Source organism: Varibaculum timonense, from assembly GCF_027694345.1.
In the GTDB taxonomy this organism is placed as follows: Bacteria; Actinomycetota; Actinomycetes; order Actinomycetales; family Actinomycetaceae; genus Varibaculum; species Varibaculum timonense_A.
On record NZ_JAQEVU010000008.1, the window covers coordinates 70,388 to 90,945 of the forward strand.

The following is a 20,558-nucleotide window of genomic DNA, read 5'->3' on the forward strand; positions in this document are numbered from 1 at the left end:
GAGGAATAGTTGAGCCTACTCGATGATTCAGCTAACAATTTGCCTAATAAGCCCTGGCATAGGCTACTTGATGCTATGTTTTCCCCCACGCATCCTCCAGTTAAACCTGGAAGCGATTTAGGAATTTGCATCGAATTAGACGGTTCTTTTCATCCGTTACGCCGTGAGGTTTCGGGGGCTTGGACTCGAAGTCGTGCCAGTTGGCGCGACCTTTGCCAAACAAAATGGGAATCGGTTTGTGCCGGATTGGATAGGACGCAGCTAAGCTGCTTGCGACAGGTGGCTCCACTTTTACTAAAGGCTCCTCATATGCGTTCCGCCAGTGACAACACCGAAATTTCACTGGCCATGCGCCAATTGGCTCGCGCCGGTTTTGGATTCGCCACCGGAAGCGAGAAACTCACTAATCTAAAGTTTTCTTCTGCCCTAGCCAGTCCGTTCCTGGACTTTTCTTCCCGCGGGGATTTGGTGGTGCGTTTCGGGATAGACTTTTCTGCCACTAACCATGATTTACGGGTATCTGCTTCTACCTGCGTAGCTGCCGGTTCTCAAATCGTGGCTAGCCGTGAACTGGGGTTAGTCGCCCTCTGGGATGACCGCGCCGCTGACCTCTCGCGAGTGTTGGGAGCAAAACCGGTGTGCATTCCCCAAGCCGATTGTGAAGAGTTTTTACTGCAAGATTTTCCCCGCCTAAATGATATTTTCGCCGCCGGTTCGCTAGACGGCACGTTCACCTGCCCAAAGTATCGTTATCGGTTACAGGTGTCTACGATGCCAGAGGACGAGCAGTATCGAATCCACTTACGCCCTGTGCGGGAGTGGGCTGGACATTTTCGAGAAACCACTGCCCCACCAGAGCAAATAACCCAATTGTTTGAAAGGGTTAGTACCTGGCTTAGAAACCAGGTATCGATGGCGACTTTCGACAGTTATCTTTCTTACCCTGCCAGTCGGATAAACCAGTTATTGGACGAGCTTGAAAATGCTTTTTCTGGCGAACCTCTACATATTGACCGCCGCGGGATTCCGCGTTCTTTTTCCCAGTCCGGAGGGCAAATTGAACTGGATTTAATCCCCAATGAATACGGCTGGTTTACCCCGAAAGTGCGCTTACATTTTGCAGGGTTAGAGGGGTTAGAGGGCGTAGAGGATGTAGAGTACGCAGAGGGCGTAGAGGGGCGCGATTACGATGTCACCGATTTATCGCAGATTCGCGAGCGCGGCGGGCTGATTGGAAAAGACACTTATTTAACTGAATCCGAAATGGATTTTTTGACGCTGCTCAATAACCGCACCAGGCTAAATCAGCGCGGAATCCATCCTGCAATAATTCAGCTCTCCCAGATTTTAGAGGGAACTGAAGTTAAAATAAACGGTCTGGACGCTTGGAATTCTCTAAAAATTGATTTACCGGAGATTGCTTCACCTCGGGGAGTAAAACTTCGTGAATACCAGCAAGCCGGTGTCTCATGGCTGCTGGCTCAACTAGCGATTGGACCGGGAGCTCTGCTGGCCGACGAGATGGGGCTCGGGAAAACCCTGCAGATTTTGGCGGCGATTAAGTCACTACCGGTTTGCGGTCAAGTCCTAATTGTCGCTCCCACATCGGTGATTAATGTTTGGGAGAGTCAAGCTAAACAATTCTATCCCGATATTTCGGTGCTTTCCCTGCGCAGTGGTACTCAAATTGAAGAGGGCTTTGCCGGGGCTGATTTGGTAATCACTTCCTACGGGTTATTGCGTCGCCACGCCGATAGTTTTACAAGTAACCGCTGGCAAGGATTAATTCTCGATGAAGCACAGCAAGTGAAGAATCCGCGTACCCAAGCCTGGCGCGTCCTCGCCGATATGCGTCGAGACTGGACGATTTGCGCTACCGGCACTCCCCTAGAGAATTCTTTAACGGATTTACACGCGATATTATCTTTGGCGCAACCGGGAACTTTGCTTTCGCGAGAACAGTTTTCTGCCCTGGAGTTATCGGGAGGTGACCAGGCACGTTCCCTGGTTGCTCCCTATATGTTGCGCCGCACCAAGGAGCAGGTTGCTCCCGATTTGCCGCCCAAGATTGAGCAGGTGTTGCGAGTTGATTTAGAGCCGAATCATGCCCTCGCCTATCGGGAACTTGAAGCTCAAGCACGCCGGCAAGTTGGGAAAATGTTAGGGGAAGGCAACCGGATGTCAATTTTAGCGGCGCTGACCGCGCTGCGGCGAGCCAGCCTAGATCTGCGTCTGGTGGGGGCAAGAGCAAAGACTTTTAGCGCTAAAACCCGTACGCTTATCGAGCAGTTGCAGACTATACCTGACCATAAAGCCCTAGTGTTTTCCCAGTTCACATCCTATTTAGGGCTAATTAAGGAGGCTTTAGAGACCGCGGGGATAAAAACTTGTTACCTTGATGGCTCGACTCGGCGGCGTGACCAGGTTGTTAAGGAGTTTTCCGAGGGCGAGGCACAGGTTTTCTTAATTTCACTGCGGGCTGGTGGCACGGGGCTTACTTTAACCGCTGCCGACTATGTGTTTGTGATGGATCCGTGGTGGAATCCGGCGGTGGAAGAGCAGGCTATTGACCGGGCGCACCGTATCGGACAAGAGCGACCGGTCAATGTTTATCGCCTGGTTTCGGCAGGAACTATTGAAGAAAAGGTTTCTCAACTTCAACAGCGTAAACGCGATTTATTTTCTTCAGTGGTAAACGCTTCCAGCTCTATCACCGATTTAGCTGATGCTTTGTTGATGAATAGCGAGCAGCTAAATAGGAACTAACGAATATAAAAGCAACAATAACCCATAGATAATAGCCTAGATTACTCCATATACTAGAACCTTTTATTTCCATAGCAGTCATTGCTGATAAGCCGAGAAATATGCCATAAAATACGTCTAGAAGAAAGCCGGCAGCACTATTTATAGTTTTATTTGAGAATACTTTTTCATTTTTAGATACTTTAGTTAATAGCACACTGGCAAGCATATAAATTAGTGTGGAACTAAAAAACATCCATATTTTAATATCTGGTTTCCCAGTCACCCAAAAAAGCCCGGATGCCACTGAAAAAGCAACCACAATAATAATCGATAGGGTTACTATTTTACCGTATCGAAACTTTTTATCCGATTTTGTTTTCTTGGATTTCATATCAAAAGTATCTCACATAATCTCTTCACTATTTCAAAGGGGATATTCTACCTAGCTAATACTTCTCACCTTGGGTTATTACCCTAGTGTGAGGATTTAAGGACGACTCGTAGGGGCAAATAATCAAGACCAACTTGTGGGTAGCAGGGAAACTACGGAAGTTGTAGGTCAGCAAGCAGTCAGTTTCTTCCATTTCCTGATTTTGGTGCGAAAGGTAGTAAACGGGGCAACCGTGTTGATATGTATCCATTTCCACACCGGCCATGCCGAGGGGGTAGACGAAGCCCATGCACGCTGGCCAGAGGCGAACAGTTCGGTTACACTGAGAGTATTTACCAGGTAAATAACTTCATCTAGCAGCACTTTGAAGCGGTCAATCAGCTCTTGGGTTTCCACCTGCTCCCAACGCTTATAAAAAGACTCATACAGGCCGCCCAAATTATTCCATTTGTAGCCGGGAGCCGGAGTAACCACCTCGATACCAGCTTGTTCATCGCGTTCCCATCCCAGCAAAAGCTCCATCCACCCCAATTGATAAGCAAGCATCTGGCGGGGAGTGCGATCTACCCCCTCGACTAACAAATCCCAACTACCCGCAGGAACCTCGGCGAATTCGCCGATAAACAGATTAGCCCGTTTAGTAATCTCGGCAGCTAACTCGGTTCCTGACTCATATGTCCTCATTTCCTACCCCCTAAAGCTGGTTACACCTCTTTAGCGCGACTGCCGCAAGTCTTAGCTACTTCTGGTGACCGTCTAAAGTCTTGCTTATCCTCGGTTGCTATTAAAACTCCCGTCTGTCGTCCTCAAGATTATAAAACACTGCTAAAGAATCCGCCCCACATCCGCACCGCATTCATAGGCGCAGCTTATGATTTTCGCAGCAAGCGAGTAGCGGTTATTTCTTTTTGACTCTCGATGCTAAAGACTGCTGAACAACGTTTATGCGCAGGGAGCTGAATTCTGCTGTCGCTGCTAGCGGTCGTAGAAATTCTTAGAGAGGATTAAAAGGAAATAGATGGAAGGAATAGTTATGAAGTCCTTGGAACTTTTGCGCAATCGGCGCTCGCGCTACCAACTGAACCAGGAGATTCCCCTCAGCCACCAGGAACTGCTCGATTTGATCGACGAGGTAACCGCGCAGGTACCGGATGCTTTCAATATGCAGTCACAGCGTCTAGTGGTAGTTACCGGAGAGAATCAAGACACCCTCTGGAATCGGGTTTTCGAGGTTTTTGAAGGAAAAGTTCCGCGGGAAAAGATTGATTCTTTCCGGGCTGGATACGGCACTATTCTCTACTTTTATGACCAGGCAGTCACCGAAGAAATGGCGGGCAAGTTCAGCGCCTATGCCGACAAATTCCCGCATTGGGCGGCGCAATCTCTGGGAATGCTGCAGTTTTCGCTGTGGGTGGCTCTCCGCGAGGCGGGCATTGGGGCTTCCCTGCAACACTACAATCCAGTGATTGACCACGAGGTTAAGCAACTGTTTGACCTGCCCGAAACTTGGGTTCTAGATGCGCAAATGCCCTTTGGACTGGCCAGTGACGAACCACAACCTAAGCAGCTGCAAGACATTCGTCAGCGGGTAATCCAGCGCTAGCTGTCTAATGGAATGCCAGCAAGGTCAAACTTTGGGATTAGCCTTGCCGGCAGCCTGGCAGCGTTAATAGTTAACTCCAGTTGGAATCCACCCGACATTTTCAGGTATTAGCCCAAATTTTGCGATGCTGCCAGACCTAACAACCTATATGAGTGCGCCCTGCTCACTGCTGTTGGTAGGTATTTCTGATCTCAGCGAAAGAGGCGTCACTACCTCCATAGTGTCCTCTAGGGGGATTTCACCTAAAGCTGCCAGCACGCACCTGCCTACGTGGTAACCCAAGTTTACCGGCACCGCGTTACCGATCTGTTTATATTGCGCCGCCATGGATCCGCAAAACTCCCAGTCATCCGGGAAGGTTTGAATCCGGGCATACTCTCGTACTGTGAAAGGACGCGTTTCGCTGGGGTGGCAACGTTCGGTCTGTTTTTGCGCCGGGTTACAGGTCAGAGTTAGCGCGGGCTGATTCCAAGCCATACGCCGCGCCATTCCGGTTTTACCTCCCCCTAGAAAATAAGACTTACCCATATATTCTCGCTGTATCTCGTCAGGAAGGTCTCGCCAGTTCCCGCCCTCGGGAATCCTTTCCATAACCTTAGCTTTACGTTCGGTGTAGCGCTGACCTGGGGACTGCGGAACATTTTGCAGCGCTTCTTTTAGGGTGACCACATAATCGTTTTCTTTAGGAAAAATGATTGGTAAATCTAGATCTTTGCGAGTGGCAAATAGAATCAGTCGTTCGCGCTTTTGTGGCACATCTAAGTATTGCGCCCGTAAAACTTGGTAGTTTACTCGGTAGCCCAGTTCATCAAAGGTATTGAGCATAGTGGTGAGGGTATTGCCGCGATCATGTTTTACCAGTCCTCGCACATTTTCACCGACGGCAATCGCGGGGCGAATAGTCCGGATAGCCCGAGCAAACTCGAAGAATAGGGTACCGCGCGTATCCTCGAATCCCCGACTTTTTCCCGCATAGGAAAACGCTTGGCAAGGGAAACCGGCTTGGATAACTTGCGCGTCCAGCTGGGAAAAATCTACCTCATGCACGTCATCGGGGCAGATATTCCAGTCCAAGCCATGCTCCTGGCTATTTTTACGCAAAGTCGCTACCGCACTGCGATCAAACTCATTGAGAAATACATGTGGGATTCCCGCATTATGGAAACCGAGAGCAGTACCGCCGCCTCCGGCAAATAAATCCACGCAGGTAGACCGGGCATAGGTTTTTTCTGAACGCAGTACCGTAAATGGTTTTTCTTCCCCGGTTCCTGAGAGTTTACGTTGCAGCCTTTCGATTTCAGCCACATTAAATAGACGGTTTCCCCGTCCATCACGACTAGCCTTAATCAGCCCCTGTTTAGCCCAACGGCGGATAGTATCCACCGAAACTTTTAGCTCCCCGGCAGCTACGCCTATTTGAACTAGCTTATTTTCCACCAACACCCCTTTTACCTAGTACCCTTGCATAGGTAAAGGTTACTATAAGAAAGTTTCTTTCGGCTAGATTGGCAGGCTAGTAGTGAACAAATCTTCCATTTCTTTTTCGTCTAGTTTTACGCCTTGACCAGTAATATCGGAAAAAATTCGGGGTAATGCCATATAAATTTCATGCAATGCAGTGGGACGGCCGAACACTAAGGAATAGGCAGTTACCCCGTCGCATACCCGAACTATTGATTTTTCCGAGCGTCCCGACACTTTCCAGGGACGATCATATTGCTCGGGAGTTTTTGGCACGATTTGGAACAGATAGGCGATAGCATCACCTGCACGAGCTAAAGAATCTAGGTTGTCCCAGATATTCTTTTCATCAGACGCCTTGATCGTGTTAAATCGATTTTTTACTTCCGCAAACAGCGGTTTCTCATGTAGAGGATGCAAAAATCCTGGTTTTGTTCTTAAATCGATGGAACCACCTGAGGCGCCAGTTTCCGTCCAGTTCTCGGCCAGTCCCAGCACCCGCTGATGCCAATACCCCACGTTATCGGACAAGGTTTTATTCAAAGAGCGTTCTTTTTCAAACAGGCGAGCTTGAGATACCGCCTCCCCAGCAATAACCGCTTGTGCCACCAGAGTAAAGGGATCAGGAGGGAGAGGCTTGCGTTTTACCGGGGAAAACACTTTGGAAAAAGACAGCTTGGTAACCTCATATAACGCGTCTTCATCAATCCAATCTAAACCGTACGAATGTTTCATAGCCAAACAAAGCCTCTCAAAAATACGATTTCCGCCACTGCAAAAACCAGTTTGTCCTACGCGTATGCTACCAAGTTTTCCCTCCCTCGATACCTCAACGAAACTTTCGATTAAAAAATACACCGTACAGCCACGAGCTAAATTCTGAGATCTTCAATCCCGAGTACTGGCTAGTTGATTACTCCCTTATAGGGCTAAAGCTGGCTGCGCTATTTGCCTGCCGCCTCTATCGCGCCAGCCGGAAAGTATGGATAGCGGGACTCCTAATTGGATTCCTATATTTCCTGGTGATGTCGTTAGAGCTCACCGCCTTGACCATGGCAGATACCGATCCGGTAGCACTTACCGAACAGACCAGTATCGTGATGATGTCACTCGCAACTGCCACTTTGGCGAGGGTATCGGCAGAAATGACCCGACTTCTATCAGCATTAAACCCAGCGGTAGCGGCGGCGCAGGATCATTGCTCCGCCCAGCGATACCCCCAGGGCGCAAATCCCCAGAAGTGATGCAGCCCCGCTGCCGGTGTGAACTATTTCTTCCGGTATCGGTGGGGTTGTAGGAGGTGTCGCCGGCGGAGTTACCGGAGGGGTTGTAGGAGGCGTAGGCGGCGGGGTGGGCGGAATAAAGGTGTTGGTGAAGAACACCAGGTTAACCCCATCGTTCTGCTCGGCTTGGGCGACTTGGCTGACTTTAAATTTACCCGTAAGTTCTGCCGGTAAAGTCTCGGTCACCTTATAGGTGAGTGCCACTCGCTCTTCCGGTTTCTTCTCCACATCTGCGGGCGTATATTTTGGTAACTTCTCGAGGGCGAATTGGAAGTCTTTACCCTTGCCCTGCTGGAAACTGCCGGATTTCAAATATTTTCGCACCGGTTCGGTCGCTATTATGTTTTTTCCTTGCCAGGTTTCCACTGCGAAGTTATCGATATAATCGCGCATATCGATATCTTTAAGCAGGTCATCACCACCCTCCCAGTGTTTCTTAACTAGCAAATCCAGGTAAGGAATAATCTCGGTTTCTGAATCGGGAATCCGGTTATAAATCGGCTGTTCCCCCAGTTTCTTCAGTTTTACTTGAAACTTAATCGAAAGGTTTCGCTCCGCAGGGATCTTAATCGCCTTCAGAAAGTCGAACTCTGCTACCTGGGTTTTAACGTTATCTAGCAGCCTAATCTCCCGAGTGTCCGGGTCATAGCTTGCTGTAAAGTCGGGAGCTACTTCCTCACCCTCCACGACTTTTAGAGAACCCGGAACCAGTTCCAGGCGTTCATCTAGCTTATCGACTAACGTGGCCGTGTCCTTAAAGCCCATGTCCACATACTTGCCATAGGCCACCACCAGGCGGTGATCTCCCGGAATCTTCGCGTTAATCCGGTAGTCGATTAAGTCTCCCCTGCTGGCGTAGGCTTTTTTCGCGTCCTCCCCAAACGGATACTTTGCCTGGTCAATCACTTTGGCGAAATTCGGTTTTTGCGGTACCAGCAATAGCAACGGGGTTTTGTAACCAATCAAAGCGCGAGCGCGCGGGTTATCGTTAAATCGCTCATCGGTACCACCATAGGGATTAGCCCACACTTCTTCATGATTGCTGTTCGACTGGAGCATCCTCATAGTGAGCCGCCCATTTTCTGCCAGGCGAACTCGGTACTGTAAGGACAGGTCGTAGTCATTTTTGAACGCTGGCGAGGCGTCTTCAATCCGCACCGTATATTCCCCCGGGGTTACTGCCTTAAACAGGCTTGCCGGATAACCGAGGGCGGCTGTAGAGGCGGTAGACTTGGTGACCAGCTTCCCGTCCTGGCCATAGAGCCCCAAAGTAAAACCTGGTTTCGCATAGGCAGTTGCAAAAGAATCATACTTGACGCTTTCAATATTAGAAGCCAGGATATAGACCTGTTTTCCGAGGATAACCGTCAAGCTATTAGTCGCAAGATCGAATTGTTGCTCCGCGATTCCGTAATACATGTAGGATTTCGGCAGACTGGGCAAAGAAAGTTTCGCACCCTCGGGCACCCCAGCGGCTTGAATGTCGAAAGAATAATCTCCGCTGGCAGTAGGCAGAGAAAGCTGTTTTTCTGCCTGAGGATCCGGCTTACCCCCGATATTAAACTTCCAGGTGTCATTCTCCCCCAGCACCTCCAAAGGGCGCTTGATAGTCACGTGATAGGTCTGATCCACCAGCTTTACTTGCTTTAAAACCAGCTCAAAACCACCATCTTTGGCCAGCACCTTATTCACGGCGTAAACCGATTTTTGCCCGTCGTTATTCATGGTGACGGTTGGCAATTCTGCTTGTGCTGCCGGAACCAGAGAGCTCGGGGCAAACTTGCCGCTATCATCGTAAGCAGCCGCTTTTAGGAAACCGTGACCGGAAGAATCCTTAGTGACAGTCACCTTCTCAATTTCTTTGCTAACCGGGTTGTATAGCGGGAGTTCAAAGGATTCAGCAGTACCATGAAGGGGCTTCTCGGCTTCATCGACCATAGTAATGTCGTAGCGCGCCGAGATTTTTTCTTTAAAAGTCATCCGCATTTCGGGGGTTCCATCAGAGCCCGCCGCAACCTTTACTTTTACCGACTCCCCTACCTGCGAAAAACCTTTCTTCACCGAAAAAGTGATTTCCTTACCGATGGGGTATTCTGCGGCCTCGAGGGCGAACTCAATCTCGCATTTTCGCAACCCATTTTCTAGGGTTTTGTCCGAGGTAACGTCTGCGGCCTCGATCTCGTAGGAGTCAGCAAACCAGCCGGTACCTTCTTGGATCTCTAAATCGGTGCACTTAGCCCGGGTATAGATAGTTGCATAGAGGGCGGCGGTATTTTCGTCCTCCCCGGCAGCTTGAGCCAGGGGCGATAAAAGCACCATCCCCAGGATCAAGGCGACAATAACGCTGATCAGAGACAGATTCGCAGCTTTTCTATTCATATTCCCCACTTGCGGTAGCAGTATTTGAACCTGGTGCCAGAATATATCGCTGGAGATAGCAAAAATAATGCGGCGTAAAAAATCACAACTATGTTTACTTAGAAGGCAAGAACCAACCCCAGAAAAATACTGCAATATCAATAGTTGCTATTACTCCCTTTAACCTGGAAAACAGCTAACTCTATTTTGCTAAGAACCGCGCACTTGCCGGAGGGAGCAATACTGCGTAGTATGCAGTTCGTGTCCAAAACACAGCGGCATTATTTCAACTATGCGGCAGTGATATTATCCGGGTTCCTCATCGCCCTGCTGATAGGAACCTGCCTACTAATGCTGCCGTTATCAACGGTGCATGTCGGAGGGCTACCGCTACTTCCGGCCTTATTTACCGCCACCTCTGCCCTCTGCGTTACCGGCTTAACAATTGTTGACACCGCCACCTACTGGACGGATTTCGGCAAGGTCGTGATTTTACTATTAATACAGGTAGGCGGCTTCGGGGTGATGAGTTTTGCGGCCGTGCTCGCCCAAGCAGTAATCCGCCGAGAAAGCCATAGCGCCAAGCTGGCTTCAGCGGCAGAACGGCGCAGCGTCACCGGCAGGTTGGGCGTACTGTTGCGCCGGGTACTGGGAACTTCCCTCTTGATTGAGCTACTCACCGCCATTCCCCTGACGATTCGTTTCCTGTCACTAGGGTATTCGCTGCCGCGCGCCCTCTGGCATGGGGTTTTTCATGCAGTTTCGGCCTTTAATAATGCTGGCTTCGCCCTCTATTCCGACAATATGTCTTCCTTCGTGGGCGATTGGGGGGTGTGTCTGCCCCTGATTATTGCGATCATTATCGGAGGTTTGGGATTCCCCGTTCTCTTCCAACTTCGCACCAGCCTATTCAAGCCTTATCGCTGGTCGCTGCACACTCGGATGATGATAGCTGGCACCGGTGGTCTGCTGCTATTTTCTTCCCTACTGGTTACGGCTTTCGAGTGGCATAACCCGAAAACTTTAGGCAAACTCCCTACCTCTGATGCGATTCTGGCCGGAATATTTCAAGCAGTCCAAACCCGCACCACCGGTTTTAACTCCATAGATATTGGACAAATGCATGAACCCACCTTGTTTGCGATGGATACTTTTATGTTTATCGGGGCTGGACCGGCCGGAACTGCCGGGGGTATCAAAATCACCACCATGTTTGCCCTCCTGGCGATTGTCGCTGCCGTTATTCGCGGCCGCAACCAAGCCGTGGTGTTTGGAAAAAGCATTTCTTCTGAGGTCGTCCATCAAGCAGTCGCGGTGGTGGTGTTGGGATTTATCTTGGTGGTTACTTCCACCATTTCAATCATGTTCTTAACCCACTTCACCTTGTCGCAAACCCTATTTGAAGTGTTCTCCGCTTTTGGTACCGTAGGGCTATCTACCGGAATAACACCGCTACTTAACGATCCTTCGCAGTTAATACTTATAGCTTTAATGATTATTGGGCGATTAGGTCCGATTACGGTTGCTACCGCACTCGCTTTCGCACCTAGTGCCTCTAAGATTTCCTTCCCCGCAGAAAGGCCGATCATTGGTTAATTTCTCGAAACCTACTTATGCGGTTCTAGGTTTAGGACGCTTTGGTAGCGCCGTCGCCCGCGAGCTGATGTCAGACTATGCCGTGGTTGTCGGTATCGATTTAAACGAAACGGTAGTAAACCGTAATAACGGCATCTTGAGCCAGGTGGCACAAACCGATGCCACCGATATTGCTTCCATTACTGAGCTCGGCGTCGCTGATTGCGATGGCGTAGTAGTCGGGATTGGCGGCCCCCATGTGGAGGCCTCTATCCTCACCTGCTCGCTGCTCACCGATATGGGGGTTAAGAACCTGTGGGCAAAGTCCTCCGGAACCGCCCACGGACGTATCTTGGAACAAATTGGGGTGCCTCATATTGTTCATCCCGAGGTAGCGATGGGGCGCAGGGTTGCCCACTTGGTACGCGGGGTAAACCTGGACTACGTAGAACTGTCTTCCGGCACCGCGATGGTTAGAACTATTCTTCCCAAGTCGGCGGTCGGCTCTCTCGATGAGGTCGATCTTTGGAACCGGCACGGGGTAAAGATCGTGGCGGTGCTGCGGGAAAACCAATGGCAACCGGTGCTGGGGGCAGTAGAACTTTCCGAGGGCGACCAAGTCCAGATTTACGGCAGCGCGAAGCAGGTAGAAAAGTTCGCCCGCCTCGCCCCCCGGCTCTAGCTGCCCTACCCCACCGCGGCCACTAACAAAAACCGGACTACCTACCTCCGCAGCCCCTACTGCAGTGGCGATAACCCAAGTAGTGGTGCGGGGACAATTCAACCTCGGCGGGTTCGGTCTACGACGAGCGGGGACTATTGATGTTCTAGTAATCCCAATAGCTATAGCACAATTCTCCTGTACCGACATACCGACGAATGTCGGTATTGAATACCGACAAATGTCAATGTTGTAGCGCTAGCAAAAAATGGTTACCTGGCAATGTCCCTACGAGGAGACCACAGCTCATATTCCCACGCTGTGTAACACACCATCTGTAACGATGGCATGATGAAAGGAATACAAAGATGAAACTAGGTAAAGTTACTCAGTTTGCTACAGCAAGTGTATGCACCCTCGCTTTATCGTTTACAGCAGTCGGAGTAGCGAACGCCGCTCCTGCAACAGAAGCCGAAACTATTTCCATTACAACAAATAACAATTATAATGTTTTAGCATCTGACGACTTCAGTGAAGATGAAAATACACAAGCAATGTACCAGCTCCTTAACTACTACGCTAATATTCCAGATGCCGTCTTAGAAAACGGAGATGCCGCATTACAAGATTGGCAGAAGCAAAACCCAATCACTACAACCCGTGCTTCTGTTCTTGGCTGTATAGGTGCAGTAGCTTGGCTGATAGGAAATAATGTAGTTGGAGTAGCAAAAATAGTTAAAATTAAACGGCTAATTAAAGCTCTTGGAGGGGTTAAAAACGCTGTGAAATTAATGTGGAACGCTAGCTTTAAAATAGAAAAAATGAAAGCTGCCGGTGGCGCATTAACAGAATTAGGCGCTGAATTACTTGGAGTGTCTGGGGTGAAAAAGCAATGCTTCAGTTAGCGAGAAATGCGTTAGTTCTGTTGGGATTAATCGCAGCTTTACTAAGCGTTATCTTTGGGGTTATGACTCTAATCGGTCGCCCTAGCTTTATCTACTTAAATATGCTGTGCCTGGCTGTATGGGCACTAACATTCGTCAGTGTTAAGTTAATCGAAAACATTATTAATCACAGGTGACTGATACAGGTAAATTCTGGTAATAACGTTTCTGCCATCTACCCTCTACTTTTGGGTATTAACCCAAGTTTTTATCATTATCTCACCCACGAGGAAATAGCGGGCACTATGATAAAACACAAAGCCCAGAAGGTAAAACCAGGTCTCCCATCTTGACTTAAAGGGAGTCTAGCGGACGCAAGCACTGCTAGGTTCTCTTCTCATTTCTTTTCCGGTCTACGAGCCATTATCGCGCTAACCTGGGAGATACCCGTTAGCCAATCTGCCACCACAGGGTTGATAGAAGCGACAAGATCGAAAGCTTCTTGAATCTGGGTTTTCACGTCCACGTTTAGCAATAGTTCGACATGGGATACCCGACTTCGTAGCCGGTGTAGATCGGCAAAACAACTTCTGTGTTTCCGAGGACGGTTTGCACGGCTGCCGTTAATTCACCATGCCATCGGTACAGGTTTAGAGCCGCCTTGCGATTACCGTTACAGCGCTCCAGGTAAGGATTCATGCGGGCAGTAGAAAGCGCCTCGATAACCATTTGGCGCCAATCTTCCATGTCTCCGATTATCCCATGAGCCAACACATGTTGGAATGAGGTGAACACACTTTGGCTGATTCATCTTTGGTTTGAAGATTGTCCCAGAGGGCGAACGGAAGTTTAAGCGAACCGCCCAAGCGGGGACAAAGACGTCGGATTTGATAAGAGCCCAGGGGCTAATGCCCGAACCCAGCGCCCTACCTACCCCTGTTTACCAGGAGGGTTCTTGTATTCGGCGTCTGTTTGAAGCACATTAGAGGGGGCGGCTATCTTGGTTATGCTAATGGCTGGGATCGCACTACTGAAGGGAATCCTGTGAATCATGCAAACTACGCGTTTATTTTTACAGAAATTTAACCCAAAACTGGCATCCAGAGTAAATGAGCATAGCCCCGGACTAGTTTCAGATCTAGTTTTTAACGGGTTTAGTGAACGAATAGTCCTCTTATTACCCCTAGCAACCGACCATGGAGAGACCACTTGGACAGAGCTAGCCTCTAGGCACAATGTTTCTGTCCCTAGTCATTACTGGACTCGAAAAACATTTCATAATTGTGGTGCTGAAGGTATTTACTATCCAGAAGGAGAGATTCCTGATAGAGAATATGCCTCTAAGCTAGCAGCTGCACTATCAAATTCTTCTGAAAGTTCTTCTTGGACTGGAATTTTTTGGGGCGGATATGCTGAACAGCAATGTCGAGCAAATATTATCGGTCCAGAAGAATCTTCATTCCTTAGGCCCGAACCATATTCCATGATTCAGCTTCCGACAGGGCAATTGGAAGCTTTATTGCAAGCACGTTTACCTTCAATACTTTTTGATGACTCGGTTTCGTGTGTAGTGACTCAACCAATCTACGGAGATCGACTTTACGTTTCGTGCGAACACACACTGGCTACAGTTTTGGCCTCTGAGCTTGGTGACGTTTTCCCTGTTTCACCGGCTGACCCCATGCCAGATTATCTGCCCTATTAACCTATCGGTGTAGTCTCAGCCAGCTGGTGAGGACGAACGCTGCGGCAAGCCCCGCCTCATTATACGTATAAAAGATAAAGTGAGCCAGCTTGAACTGGGTAAACGTTACTGTGAAATGACGCTGTTTTACGGCGATGGCATGGGAGCAGGAATAGCTGACTCTATTCGCTCTTTGGTCCAGTAATTACTATCACCTACAGGTGCTTGCGTTGAGGTTGGAGAATCCGGCACTGGACTAGCTTGCCGTGAATGCAAAGCAAGAAGAACTAGCCCAATCACAAGGCAAATCCCTACACATACGCAAAGAATCGGTAGGACACGACCACCCCAACACGCCCGAAACATACCCATATTTGGATACTAACCCAAAAGTCCTAGCTTTAACGATGTGCTGCAAGAAGGCGCACAACTATATCGGATGGTTTTAAAGAGATTATATTCATCGCATCAATCGCGAAACATGATAGGCTGCGGAATACTGCCGCGCGGTACTTCTCACCCAACACGACAGGAGTTTTTATGAATAAAAAGCTTACAGCTATTGTCGCTGTGACTGATGTATCTCAAACTCTCACTTCAACACGGGACACCAAGGCTACTACACTCGGCGATTCAGCTTCCAGCAAAATCAGCATTCCAGAGAGCAGCGATGCCCCAATCAGCCTTCCGGACATAGATGGAGATAGTCATTTAACGATTCCATCCGCAGAAAACGCAGATTATGAAGTAATTAGTACCGGAGACGTCGTAATATCCGGTGAGGATGAAGCCGCGAGCTTATTAATCCAGGATTTCCCCCTACCGAGCTTCAATCCCAAATGGATGGAATTCGCGTTATTTCTGCATTGAAATCCCCCATGGAGCTCATAGTTCAAATCTCATCCTCGCCCATATAAGAAAGCAGTTCTTAATAAATGTCCTGCCGCACTGCGGCAATATCCGCCCAAATGTTAGAGGTAGAGATGAAACTCGACGATAAATACGTTCTATCTCCAAGCGGAAGTTCTGGAACGCTTTGGGTACATCTTGCATGGGATGGTAAAGACCCAAATAAGCCCGCAGTTCTTCCGGATGGGCGCGATTGGGAAGAGGTAATTGTTAAGGAAGGCTTGAAGGGATTACCTTCCCTGATCTGGCTAGAGCCGTGGAACTCAGGGCGTCTTGTAGATTGGCTCTGGCCTGGACTGAGCGAAAGGGTGTTTTCGCAAAATATGCTAAAAGTTTTCCTCAACTGCGGAGTAAAAGGAATAGAAACTTTACCGCTCACTATCAGGCGCAAACAAAATCCCGACATTGAGGGATACTCACTTGTAAAATTTAGTGGAGATGAGCAAGTAGAGCATTTTCCGCCAGGCAATCCATATGGATTTAGTCTCGTGGTAAGCGAGAACATCAAGGAAGAGCTCATGACTCAAAAGCTAACAGGTTTTACTATACAAACCGCTGCGGATGCTTGGGAAGAGCACCTAGCAAACGTTGAATCCTAACCGGCTGGACAAGACGCGGACGACAATCCCGCCTCAAGCCCGATACAGTCAAAGTAGTTAGCAATAGCTCAAAGCCCCGAGCGGATACATTCCCTTCGAGGCTTTACCGTCACCAGCGATAATGGGTTCACTCCCAAAAATTCGAGAAGCAACACAGTGTTGGTGTGGCTCTATTGAAGTATTGTGGCGTCTCGATTTAACTGGTAGGAGATAACTCATGATTCCTGTTAGCGGATTCAAAGAGGAAGTTAGGAAGTGGCTTTCAAATCAGGGTGTAACCGTTCTTAACCCGCAACCTTGTTTTGTGTTTTCTGAGGCATCCTTTGAATCAGGGGATACTGGTTTAGCCGATTACTTCACCAGCGGGGCATGGATTTCATGGCTTGGAGGTCCTGGAATCTCTGGGGTTGACTGGCCGCACAATGCTGCGGGTAAGCCGTTGGCTCATGTTGCATCTTTTTGTTTGAGCGAAGCTCATCCCCATCCAGAAATGGCAGCTTCTTGAGGAAACTATCCCTCCCTACCTTAAGGTTTTTTAGAGATTTACCATGATCTCGAAACTTACGGGAGTGAGGCTGAGGATGCGGAAAACGCCGGTTGGCGGGTGCGCTACATTCCCAGCACAAAGGGATTGGATTTAGTACATCCAAGCAATATTCCCGAGCCTATCTCTGGGGAGGAATGCCAACAAGGACTCCTCATGCCTGGATTCACCCTACCCGCATATACCGATATCGATTCTGCTAGTGGGATTGCATTTGAGGTGTGGGAACACTGCATTGAAGATCTTCAAGCTATCTGGCACGAGCAACGCTTCAGCGAAAAACTGACTACGCTGTTCCGTTTACCCATCTAGGTGGACACTCATGGAACGGAAAGACAGGATTTGAAGAACTGCTAAATGCCGTTCTTCCTATCTCTGATTCTGACACCCACGTTTTACTGGCAACAGTAGAATCCTGGACTACGCTTAACGGCTGGTTTTCAGACGCAGGAAATCTAGAAGTATGGATCCGGCAAAGCGACTTGAAAAAACTTGATTTCTCCCATGTATGGTGCCTAATCCGAACCGACTAGGAACACGGATTTTCAAATGAGGGTAGCTGACATCATTTGTTAGTTACCCTCATTTTCTAGGGCAGGGCGGTTGAATCTCTACCAGGTGGGTGCCTGGACAGCGGACTAGACCAACCGTACGCAAAAAGAGCGAATCAAACAGGGTATTGCCCCAATTTATCGCTGAACGCTGCGCGAGGAGTGGCTTGTAGCTGGTCATCATGATCAAATTGTGCGGTTGACGACGCGGTATACGTCTTGGCCGATTCGGAACTTCTTGTCCACACGGTGACTAAGTTCTTCTGCAATGACGGCCACTGGGGTCACGGTTGCAAGGAGTTGACGGTTCTTATCCTCAACGAGGTAATAGCGCTCATTGAGCTTCTCAATACCATCCTTAATATCGAAAATGCGCAAAATATCGATAATGAAATAGTTCAATATAGAAATGCTCCACTCAATCACTGACTCAGTTTTTGTGTTCTTGTGCCTGTGCCGTAGTGGCCGGATGGTGGCATTCGGAAATACATGACGAATTGCTGCGTCATACTTAGCCTGCTTGGCTCCGGTAGATGCATGTCCGACAGTCACATTTTCCAGATCAATCGGTACTCGCATCTTCACATCGGTAGTAGGGCCAGGCTCTTCGTCAAGCAGGTAGTCAACGCTGACATCAAACAACACTGACATGGCTTTGAGGTTATCGGTATCTGGATAGCCTTTGCCGGATTCCCATTTCGTGACTGCTTGCCTTGAAACATGAATTCTCTCAGCGAGTTCTGCTTGCGAGAACCCGAGGTTCGTGCGGCATTCTTTAATTCGTTCTGCCAGTGCCATAATCATGCTTTCCCTTCGATCGGTTTAATACTATAAGCGTCTACCGCGGCGGGGACAGACGCAAGCGATCCCATGGCTACGCGAGATTTCCTACCAGCTACCGATGGTTGCCACCTGCGTGAACAGCACAAATACCGCAACATTGTGAGGACTCGATGGCTAAAGATGGAACAAACCGAGGCGGCGGCGCGGATACGAGCCGGTCGGTGTACGACTCACGCGGCCTATTGATGTTGAGAATTTTTTATGAAAATTATTGACAGTAAGGGTTACCTAACTTAACATTTTCCTTGTCTCTAAGAGGAGGTCGCAGCCCAGATTCCCAAGCTGCACTACCCGCCGTCAAGCAAGACGGCACGACGAAAGGAATGAAGTCCATGAATCTTCGAAAATTTGTGAAGCTGACGACTGCTAGACCGCCACGGCGATGAGTATCACGCCAAGTTTAGAAGCATTCAGCTCTGTTTTAACCGCTGTGCTCGTGCTGGTTATCGGTCTAGCTCTACGGTGGCAAAACGGACGGCGAGTGCTCGCAGAACAAGAAAAAGAAACCATAAGGCGAGCCGCCACTGAAAACCGCAGGGAGCTGGCTCGCCAACTGCACGATACAACAGCAAAAGATTTGGCTCACGTGGCCGTGCTTGCCCAAGACGTGACCACTCGTCACCCGGAACTCTCAAGTGAACTCTTGCCCCTGGTAGTGGCTGCTACGGACGCCTCGCGACGGATCCGCCCTATGATTCTCTCGATCGATACCGCAGCTACCGAGATGCCGCTATCACAGGTTGTGCAGCAGGTGACGCACATGTTGAAAACCCGGAATATCACGCTCGACACCGGTATCTCCGAGGGTCTGGATGAGGCGGTGACGCGCCAACAACGGTTGACGGCTGCCTTGACCATCAGGGAGTGCGGCTCGAATATTCTGAAATACGCACCAGCAGATTCGGCAGCAAACCTGGTGATTGACACTGACGCCGAGCCCGGCGTGCTCATGATCTCGCTCAGCAACGAAATCGCTGATACCCCGGCAGCTCCGGGAATGAGTAGTGGCTACGGGCTAGCAAACCTGGGCAGCCGGATCTGCTCCGAAGGTGGCACCATGGAGGCGAGCAACCTGGGAGGTCAATGGCTGATTTACATCACGATCCCCGCACACAACCACCCAGACAAGCAGACCGAAAACCACACCAACAAGCAAACCCAGAGTCCACAATGAAAGAGCAGACCAATGAGTGCACGCGAGATTCGCATCCTGCTAGCCGACGATGACCAGATTATTCGTGACGGGCTCACGAACCTATTGAACGCGCAAGACGGTCTGCGGGTAGTGGCAACAGCCCTCAACGGCGCACAGGTGTTCGACCAGCTCGCCTTGCACCGGGTGGACGTGGCACTACTGGATGTGGATATGCCGGTGATGAGCGGCATCGAAGCCGCCCGCCGGATTAGCCACGAACAACCTGGCATCACGATTATCATGCTCACCGCATTCGAACACGAAGAATCCCTCGGACAAGCCATCGGTGCGGGCGTGCGCGGATTCCTCACCAAAGACATACCCGCCCCCGAACTCGCCCAGCTCATCCGCAAAGCATACGGTGGACAGCAAGTGATGGCACCCCGCCCTACCGAAATCCTCACCGCATCCTACGCCGAAACTCACGAGAACCGGGAGAAATACGCGGACTTTATCAACGCCGTAAACACCCTGCCAGATCACCTGCGTCCCACGTTCCGGCTACTGCTGAAAGCCTTTGCCAACAAAAACATAGCTCGGCAAACCGGGCTCACCGAAGCAACCGTGCGATCCTATGTCTCCGATATCCTCACCCACACCGGCTGCGCTACCCGAGGCGAACTTGCCATTACCGCCGTCAAAGCCGGAATCCAAGAATAACCCCACCAGTGATCCTCTCTAAGTGAGCACGCTCCTGCGCGCCAAGCAGTGACCTGTCACGCTGTTTTCCTTGAAAATAAGCCGCGAAACGACTGGATAAGTGCGTGGGTCTATGGCTGTATATACATACCGAAACGGTACACAACAGATAAGGAAACAGCCATGAACATCAAAGAACCTAAATGCAGCGTCGAGGAAGAAAACACCGAACGCCTTATCGGACGTGCTAACCGGTTGGGATACACCATCACCAGCATTGAGATTCAACCTGGCCGGGTCACGATTTCTATCGTTCCTTCCCCGCTGTTCCCCTACACCCCGGAGCTTGACCGGGATTTTAAAACCGATCAATGGCGGGTGCAAATCACCGCCTACGGAGCGTTGAACCTAGACAACATCGAACAAGTCACCGAGGGCTACGGGCGGGCAGCAGCGATGGTGCGTGAACTTGAGCATGCTACACCAGGAAACGTTGTCAACTACCACCTGCCCCGTTAAAACTAAACACACAGGCAAACCCACCTGGCGTGGGGTTTTCCTTTATCGTGAAGCGTTATGAACTAGAGATGTACATCTCTAAGTTTTATTGAAAATAGGTGGAAAATGACT

General features: G+C 49.6%; 25 protein-coding genes. 15 read left to right on the forward strand and 10 right to left on the reverse strand.

The features are described from left to right. Window positions 1-9: 9 nt before the first annotated feature. The gene (locus PG728_RS07870) at window positions 10-2,766 is read left to right on the forward strand and encodes a DEAD/DEAH box helicase (RefSeq protein ID WP_270626859.1); all 2,757 of its coding nucleotides are present in this window, start codon (window positions 10-12) and stop codon (window positions 2,764-2,766) included. Here PG728_RS07870 and PG728_RS07875 read toward each other — a convergent pair. The 3 genes from PG728_RS07875 to PG728_RS07885 are packed head-to-tail and all read right to left on the reverse strand — an operon-like array spanning window position 2,711 to window position 3,823. Next, the gene (locus PG728_RS07875) at window positions 2,711-3,139 is read right to left on the reverse strand and encodes a hypothetical protein (protein WP_270626861.1); all 429 of its coding nucleotides are present in this window, start codon (window positions 3,137-3,139) and stop codon (window positions 2,711-2,713) included. The two genes, PG728_RS07870 and PG728_RS07875, sit on opposite strands and share 56 nt — an antisense overlap. A 55-nt stretch (window positions 3,140-3,194) precedes the next feature. Further along, window positions 3,195-3,332: a hypothetical protein gene (locus tag PG728_RS07880; protein ID WP_270626863.1), complete on the reverse strand. Its 138-nt coding sequence runs from the start codon at window positions 3,330-3,332 to the stop codon at window positions 3,195-3,197. Then, window positions 3,308-3,823, reverse strand: coding sequence for a ClbS/DfsB family four-helix bundle protein (locus tag PG728_RS07885; protein ID WP_270626865.1), 516 nt, complete (start codon window positions 3,821-3,823; stop codon window positions 3,308-3,310). The genes PG728_RS07880 and PG728_RS07885 overlap by 25 nt, the downstream gene beginning before the upstream one ends. 334 nt (window positions 3,824-4,157) lie before the next feature. Between PG728_RS07885 and PG728_RS07890 the strand changes: the two genes are divergently transcribed. Next, on the forward strand, window positions 4,158-4,742 hold the full coding sequence (locus tag PG728_RS07890; protein ID WP_270626867.1) for a nitroreductase family protein: 585 nt from the start codon (window positions 4,158-4,160) through the stop codon (window positions 4,740-4,742). A 144-nt stretch (window positions 4,743-4,886) separates the two neighbouring features. Here the strand turns inward: PG728_RS07890 and dcm are convergent, their stop codons facing one another. The 4 genes from dcm to PG728_RS07910 all read right to left on the reverse strand — a co-directional run bounded on the left by dcm (window position 4,887) and on the right by PG728_RS07910 (window position 9,865). After that, window positions 4,887-6,179 (reverse strand): DNA (cytosine-5-)-methyltransferase, encoded by a 1,293-nt coding sequence (gene dcm, locus PG728_RS07895; protein ID WP_270626869.1) that lies wholly within the window; start codon window positions 6,177-6,179, stop codon window positions 4,887-4,889. Between the two features lie 63 nt (window positions 6,180-6,242). Next, entirely contained in the window at window positions 6,243-6,938 is a 696-nt protein-coding gene (locus tag PG728_RS07900; protein WP_270626871.1) for an Eco47II family restriction endonuclease, read from the reverse strand. 226 nt (window positions 6,939-7,164) lie between these two features. Further along, window positions 7,165-7,326, reverse strand: coding sequence for a hypothetical protein (locus tag PG728_RS07905; protein ID WP_270626873.1), 162 nt, complete (start codon window positions 7,324-7,326; stop codon window positions 7,165-7,167). Window positions 7,327-7,369: 43 nt separating this feature from the next. Beyond that, window positions 7,370-9,865, reverse strand: a complete 2,496-nt coding sequence (locus PG728_RS07910; RefSeq protein ID WP_270626875.1) for an isopeptide-forming domain-containing fimbrial protein — start codon at window positions 9,863-9,865, stop codon at window positions 7,370-7,372. Between the two features lie 240 nt (window positions 9,866-10,105). Here PG728_RS07910 and PG728_RS07915 point away from each other — a divergent pair, with 240 nt between their 5' ends. The 3 genes from PG728_RS07915 (at window position 10,106) to PG728_RS07925 (ending at window position 12,985) form a co-directional block, all read left to right on the forward strand. Beyond that, entirely contained in the window at window positions 10,106-11,440 is a 1,335-nt protein-coding gene (locus PG728_RS07915) for a TrkH family potassium uptake protein (protein ID WP_270626876.1), read from the forward strand. Beyond that, window positions 11,433-12,101, forward strand: a complete 669-nt coding sequence (locus PG728_RS07920) for a potassium channel family protein (RefSeq protein ID WP_072509743.1) — start codon at window positions 11,433-11,435, stop codon at window positions 12,099-12,101. Before PG728_RS07915 ends, PG728_RS07920 begins: the two co-directional genes overlap by 8 nt. A 347-nt stretch (window positions 12,102-12,448) precedes the next feature. Beyond that, a complete protein-coding gene (locus PG728_RS07925) occupies window positions 12,449-12,985 on the forward strand; it encodes a hypothetical protein (protein WP_270626879.1) in 537 nt (178 codons plus the stop codon). Window positions 12,986-13,361: 376 nt separating this feature from the next. Here PG728_RS07925 and PG728_RS07930 read toward each other — a convergent pair whose 3' ends face one another. Together PG728_RS07930 and PG728_RS07935 are read right to left on the reverse strand one after the other, a co-directional pair. Next, on the reverse strand, window positions 13,362-13,490 hold the full coding sequence (locus PG728_RS07930) for a hypothetical protein (RefSeq protein WP_270626881.1): 129 nt from the start codon (window positions 13,488-13,490) through the stop codon (window positions 13,362-13,364). 2 nt (window positions 13,491-13,492) lie between these two features. Then, window positions 13,493-13,711 (reverse strand): hypothetical protein, encoded by a 219-nt coding sequence (locus PG728_RS07935; RefSeq protein ID WP_072509746.1) that lies wholly within the window; start codon window positions 13,709-13,711, stop codon window positions 13,493-13,495. A 304-nt stretch (window positions 13,712-14,015) separates the two neighbouring features. Here PG728_RS07935 and PG728_RS07940 point away from each other — a divergent pair, with 304 nt between their 5' ends. The 6 genes from PG728_RS07940 to PG728_RS09365 all read left to right on the forward strand — a co-directional run bounded on the left by PG728_RS07940 (window position 14,016) and on the right by PG728_RS09365 (window position 17,233). After that, window positions 14,016-14,669 carry a hypothetical protein gene (locus PG728_RS07940; protein ID WP_270626883.1) on the forward strand — a complete coding sequence of 218 codons (654 nt, stop codon included), beginning with the start codon at window positions 14,016-14,018 and terminating at the stop codon, window positions 14,667-14,669. 519 nt (window positions 14,670-15,188) lie between these two features. Beyond that, window positions 15,189-15,518, forward strand: a complete 330-nt coding sequence (locus PG728_RS07945; protein ID WP_270626884.1) for a hypothetical protein — start codon at window positions 15,189-15,191, stop codon at window positions 15,516-15,518. A 65-nt stretch (window positions 15,519-15,583) separates the two neighbouring features. Then, window positions 15,584-16,156: a hypothetical protein gene (locus PG728_RS07950; RefSeq protein ID WP_270626886.1), complete on the forward strand. Its 573-nt coding sequence runs from the start codon at window positions 15,584-15,586 to the stop codon at window positions 16,154-16,156. Window positions 16,157-16,373: 217 nt separating this feature from the next. Beyond that, window positions 16,374-16,661 carry a hypothetical protein gene (locus PG728_RS07955; protein ID WP_270626888.1) on the forward strand — a complete coding sequence of 96 codons (288 nt, stop codon included), beginning with the start codon at window positions 16,374-16,376 and terminating at the stop codon, window positions 16,659-16,661. Window positions 16,662-16,856: 195 nt separating this feature from the next. Next, window positions 16,857-17,012 carry a hypothetical protein gene (locus PG728_RS07960; protein WP_270626890.1) on the forward strand — a complete coding sequence of 52 codons (156 nt, stop codon included), beginning with the start codon at window positions 16,857-16,859 and terminating at the stop codon, window positions 17,010-17,012. 38 nt (window positions 17,013-17,050) lie between these two features. Then, entirely contained in the window at window positions 17,051-17,233 is a 183-nt protein-coding gene (locus PG728_RS09365; protein ID WP_408648222.1) for a DUF1963 domain-containing protein, read from the forward strand. Between the two features lie 204 nt (window positions 17,234-17,437). Here the strand turns inward: PG728_RS09365 and PG728_RS07965 are convergent, their stop codons facing one another. Continuing rightward, entirely contained in the window at window positions 17,438-18,049 is a 612-nt protein-coding gene (locus PG728_RS07965; RefSeq protein ID WP_270626891.1) for a helix-turn-helix domain-containing protein, read from the reverse strand. A gap of 72 nt (window positions 18,050-18,121) precedes the next feature. Between PG728_RS07965 and PG728_RS07970 the strand changes: the two genes are divergently transcribed. The 4 genes from PG728_RS07970 (at window position 18,122) to PG728_RS07985 (ending at window position 20,447) form a co-directional block, all read left to right on the forward strand. Continuing rightward, a complete protein-coding gene (locus PG728_RS07970) occupies window positions 18,122-18,280 on the forward strand; it encodes a hypothetical protein (protein WP_270626893.1) in 159 nt (52 codons plus the stop codon). Window positions 18,281-18,476: 196 nt separating this feature from the next. Next, a complete protein-coding gene (locus PG728_RS07975) occupies window positions 18,477-19,268 on the forward strand; it encodes a sensor histidine kinase (RefSeq protein WP_270626895.1) in 792 nt (263 codons plus the stop codon). Window positions 19,269-19,280: 12 nt separating this feature from the next. Continuing rightward, on the forward strand, window positions 19,281-19,949 hold the full coding sequence (locus PG728_RS07980) for a response regulator transcription factor (protein ID WP_270626897.1): 669 nt from the start codon (window positions 19,281-19,283) through the stop codon (window positions 19,947-19,949). Window positions 19,950-20,111: 162 nt separating this feature from the next. Beyond that, window positions 20,112-20,447 carry a hypothetical protein gene (locus PG728_RS07985; RefSeq protein ID WP_270626898.1) on the forward strand — a complete coding sequence of 112 codons (336 nt, stop codon included), beginning with the start codon at window positions 20,112-20,114 and terminating at the stop codon, window positions 20,445-20,447. The last annotated feature ends 111 nt before the right edge of the window (window positions 20,448-20,558 follow it).

Bases quoted from the DNA above. Each gene is read 5' to 3' on its own strand.
- PG728_RS07900 (WP_270626871.1), bottom strand. From the start codon at position 6,938: ATGAAACATTCGTACGGTTTAGATTGGATTGATGAAGACGCGTTATAT.
- PG728_RS07980 (WP_270626897.1), top strand. From the start codon at position 19,281: ATGAGTGCACGCGAGATTCGCATCCTGCTAGCCGACGATGACCAGATT.
- PG728_RS07955 (WP_270626888.1), top strand. From the start codon at position 16,374: ATGATTCCTGTTAGCGGATTCAAAGAGGAAGTTAGGAAGTGGCTTTCA.
- PG728_RS07970 (WP_270626893.1), top strand. From the start codon at position 18,122: ATGGCTACGCGAGATTTCCTACCAGCTACCGATGGTTGCCACCTGCGT.
- PG728_RS07950 (WP_270626886.1), top strand. From the start codon at position 15,584: ATGTCCTGCCGCACTGCGGCAATATCCGCCCAAATGTTAGAGGTAGAG.
- PG728_RS07880 (WP_270626863.1), bottom strand. From the start codon at position 3,332: ATGGAAGAAACTGACTGCTTGCTGACCTACAACTTCCGTAGTTTCCCT.
- PG728_RS07925 (WP_270626879.1), top strand. From the start codon at position 12,449: ATGAAACTAGGTAAAGTTACTCAGTTTGCTACAGCAAGTGTATGCACC.
- PG728_RS07985 (WP_270626898.1), top strand. From the start codon at position 20,112: ATGAACATCAAAGAACCTAAATGCAGCGTCGAGGAAGAAAACACCGAA.
- PG728_RS07945 (WP_270626884.1), top strand. From the start codon at position 15,189: ATGAATAAAAAGCTTACAGCTATTGTCGCTGTGACTGATGTATCTCAA.
- PG728_RS07875 (WP_270626861.1), bottom strand. From the start codon at position 3,139: ATGAAATCCAAGAAAACAAAATCGGATAAAAAGTTTCGATACGGTAAA.
- PG728_RS07910 (WP_270626875.1), bottom strand. From the start codon at position 9,865: ATGAATAGAAAAGCTGCGAATCTGTCTCTGATCAGCGTTATTGTCGCC.
- PG728_RS07975 (WP_270626895.1), top strand. From the start codon at position 18,477: ATGAGTATCACGCCAAGTTTAGAAGCATTCAGCTCTGTTTTAACCGCT.
- PG728_RS07965 (WP_270626891.1), bottom strand. From the start codon at position 18,049: ATGGCACTGGCAGAACGAATTAAAGAATGCCGCACGAACCTCGGGTTC.
- PG728_RS07890 (WP_270626867.1), top strand. From the start codon at position 4,158: ATGGAAGGAATAGTTATGAAGTCCTTGGAACTTTTGCGCAATCGGCGC.
- PG728_RS07940 (WP_270626883.1), top strand. From the start codon at position 14,016: ATGCAAACTACGCGTTTATTTTTACAGAAATTTAACCCAAAACTGGCA.
- PG728_RS07960 (WP_270626890.1), top strand. From the start codon at position 16,857: ATGCCTGGATTCACCCTACCCGCATATACCGATATCGATTCTGCTAGT.
- PG728_RS07935 (WP_072509746.1), bottom strand. From the start codon at position 13,711: ATGGAAGATTGGCGCCAAATGGTTATCGAGGCGCTTTCTACTGCCCGC.
- PG728_RS07885 (WP_270626865.1), bottom strand. From the start codon at position 3,823: ATGAGGACATATGAGTCAGGAACCGAGTTAGCTGCCGAGATTACTAAA.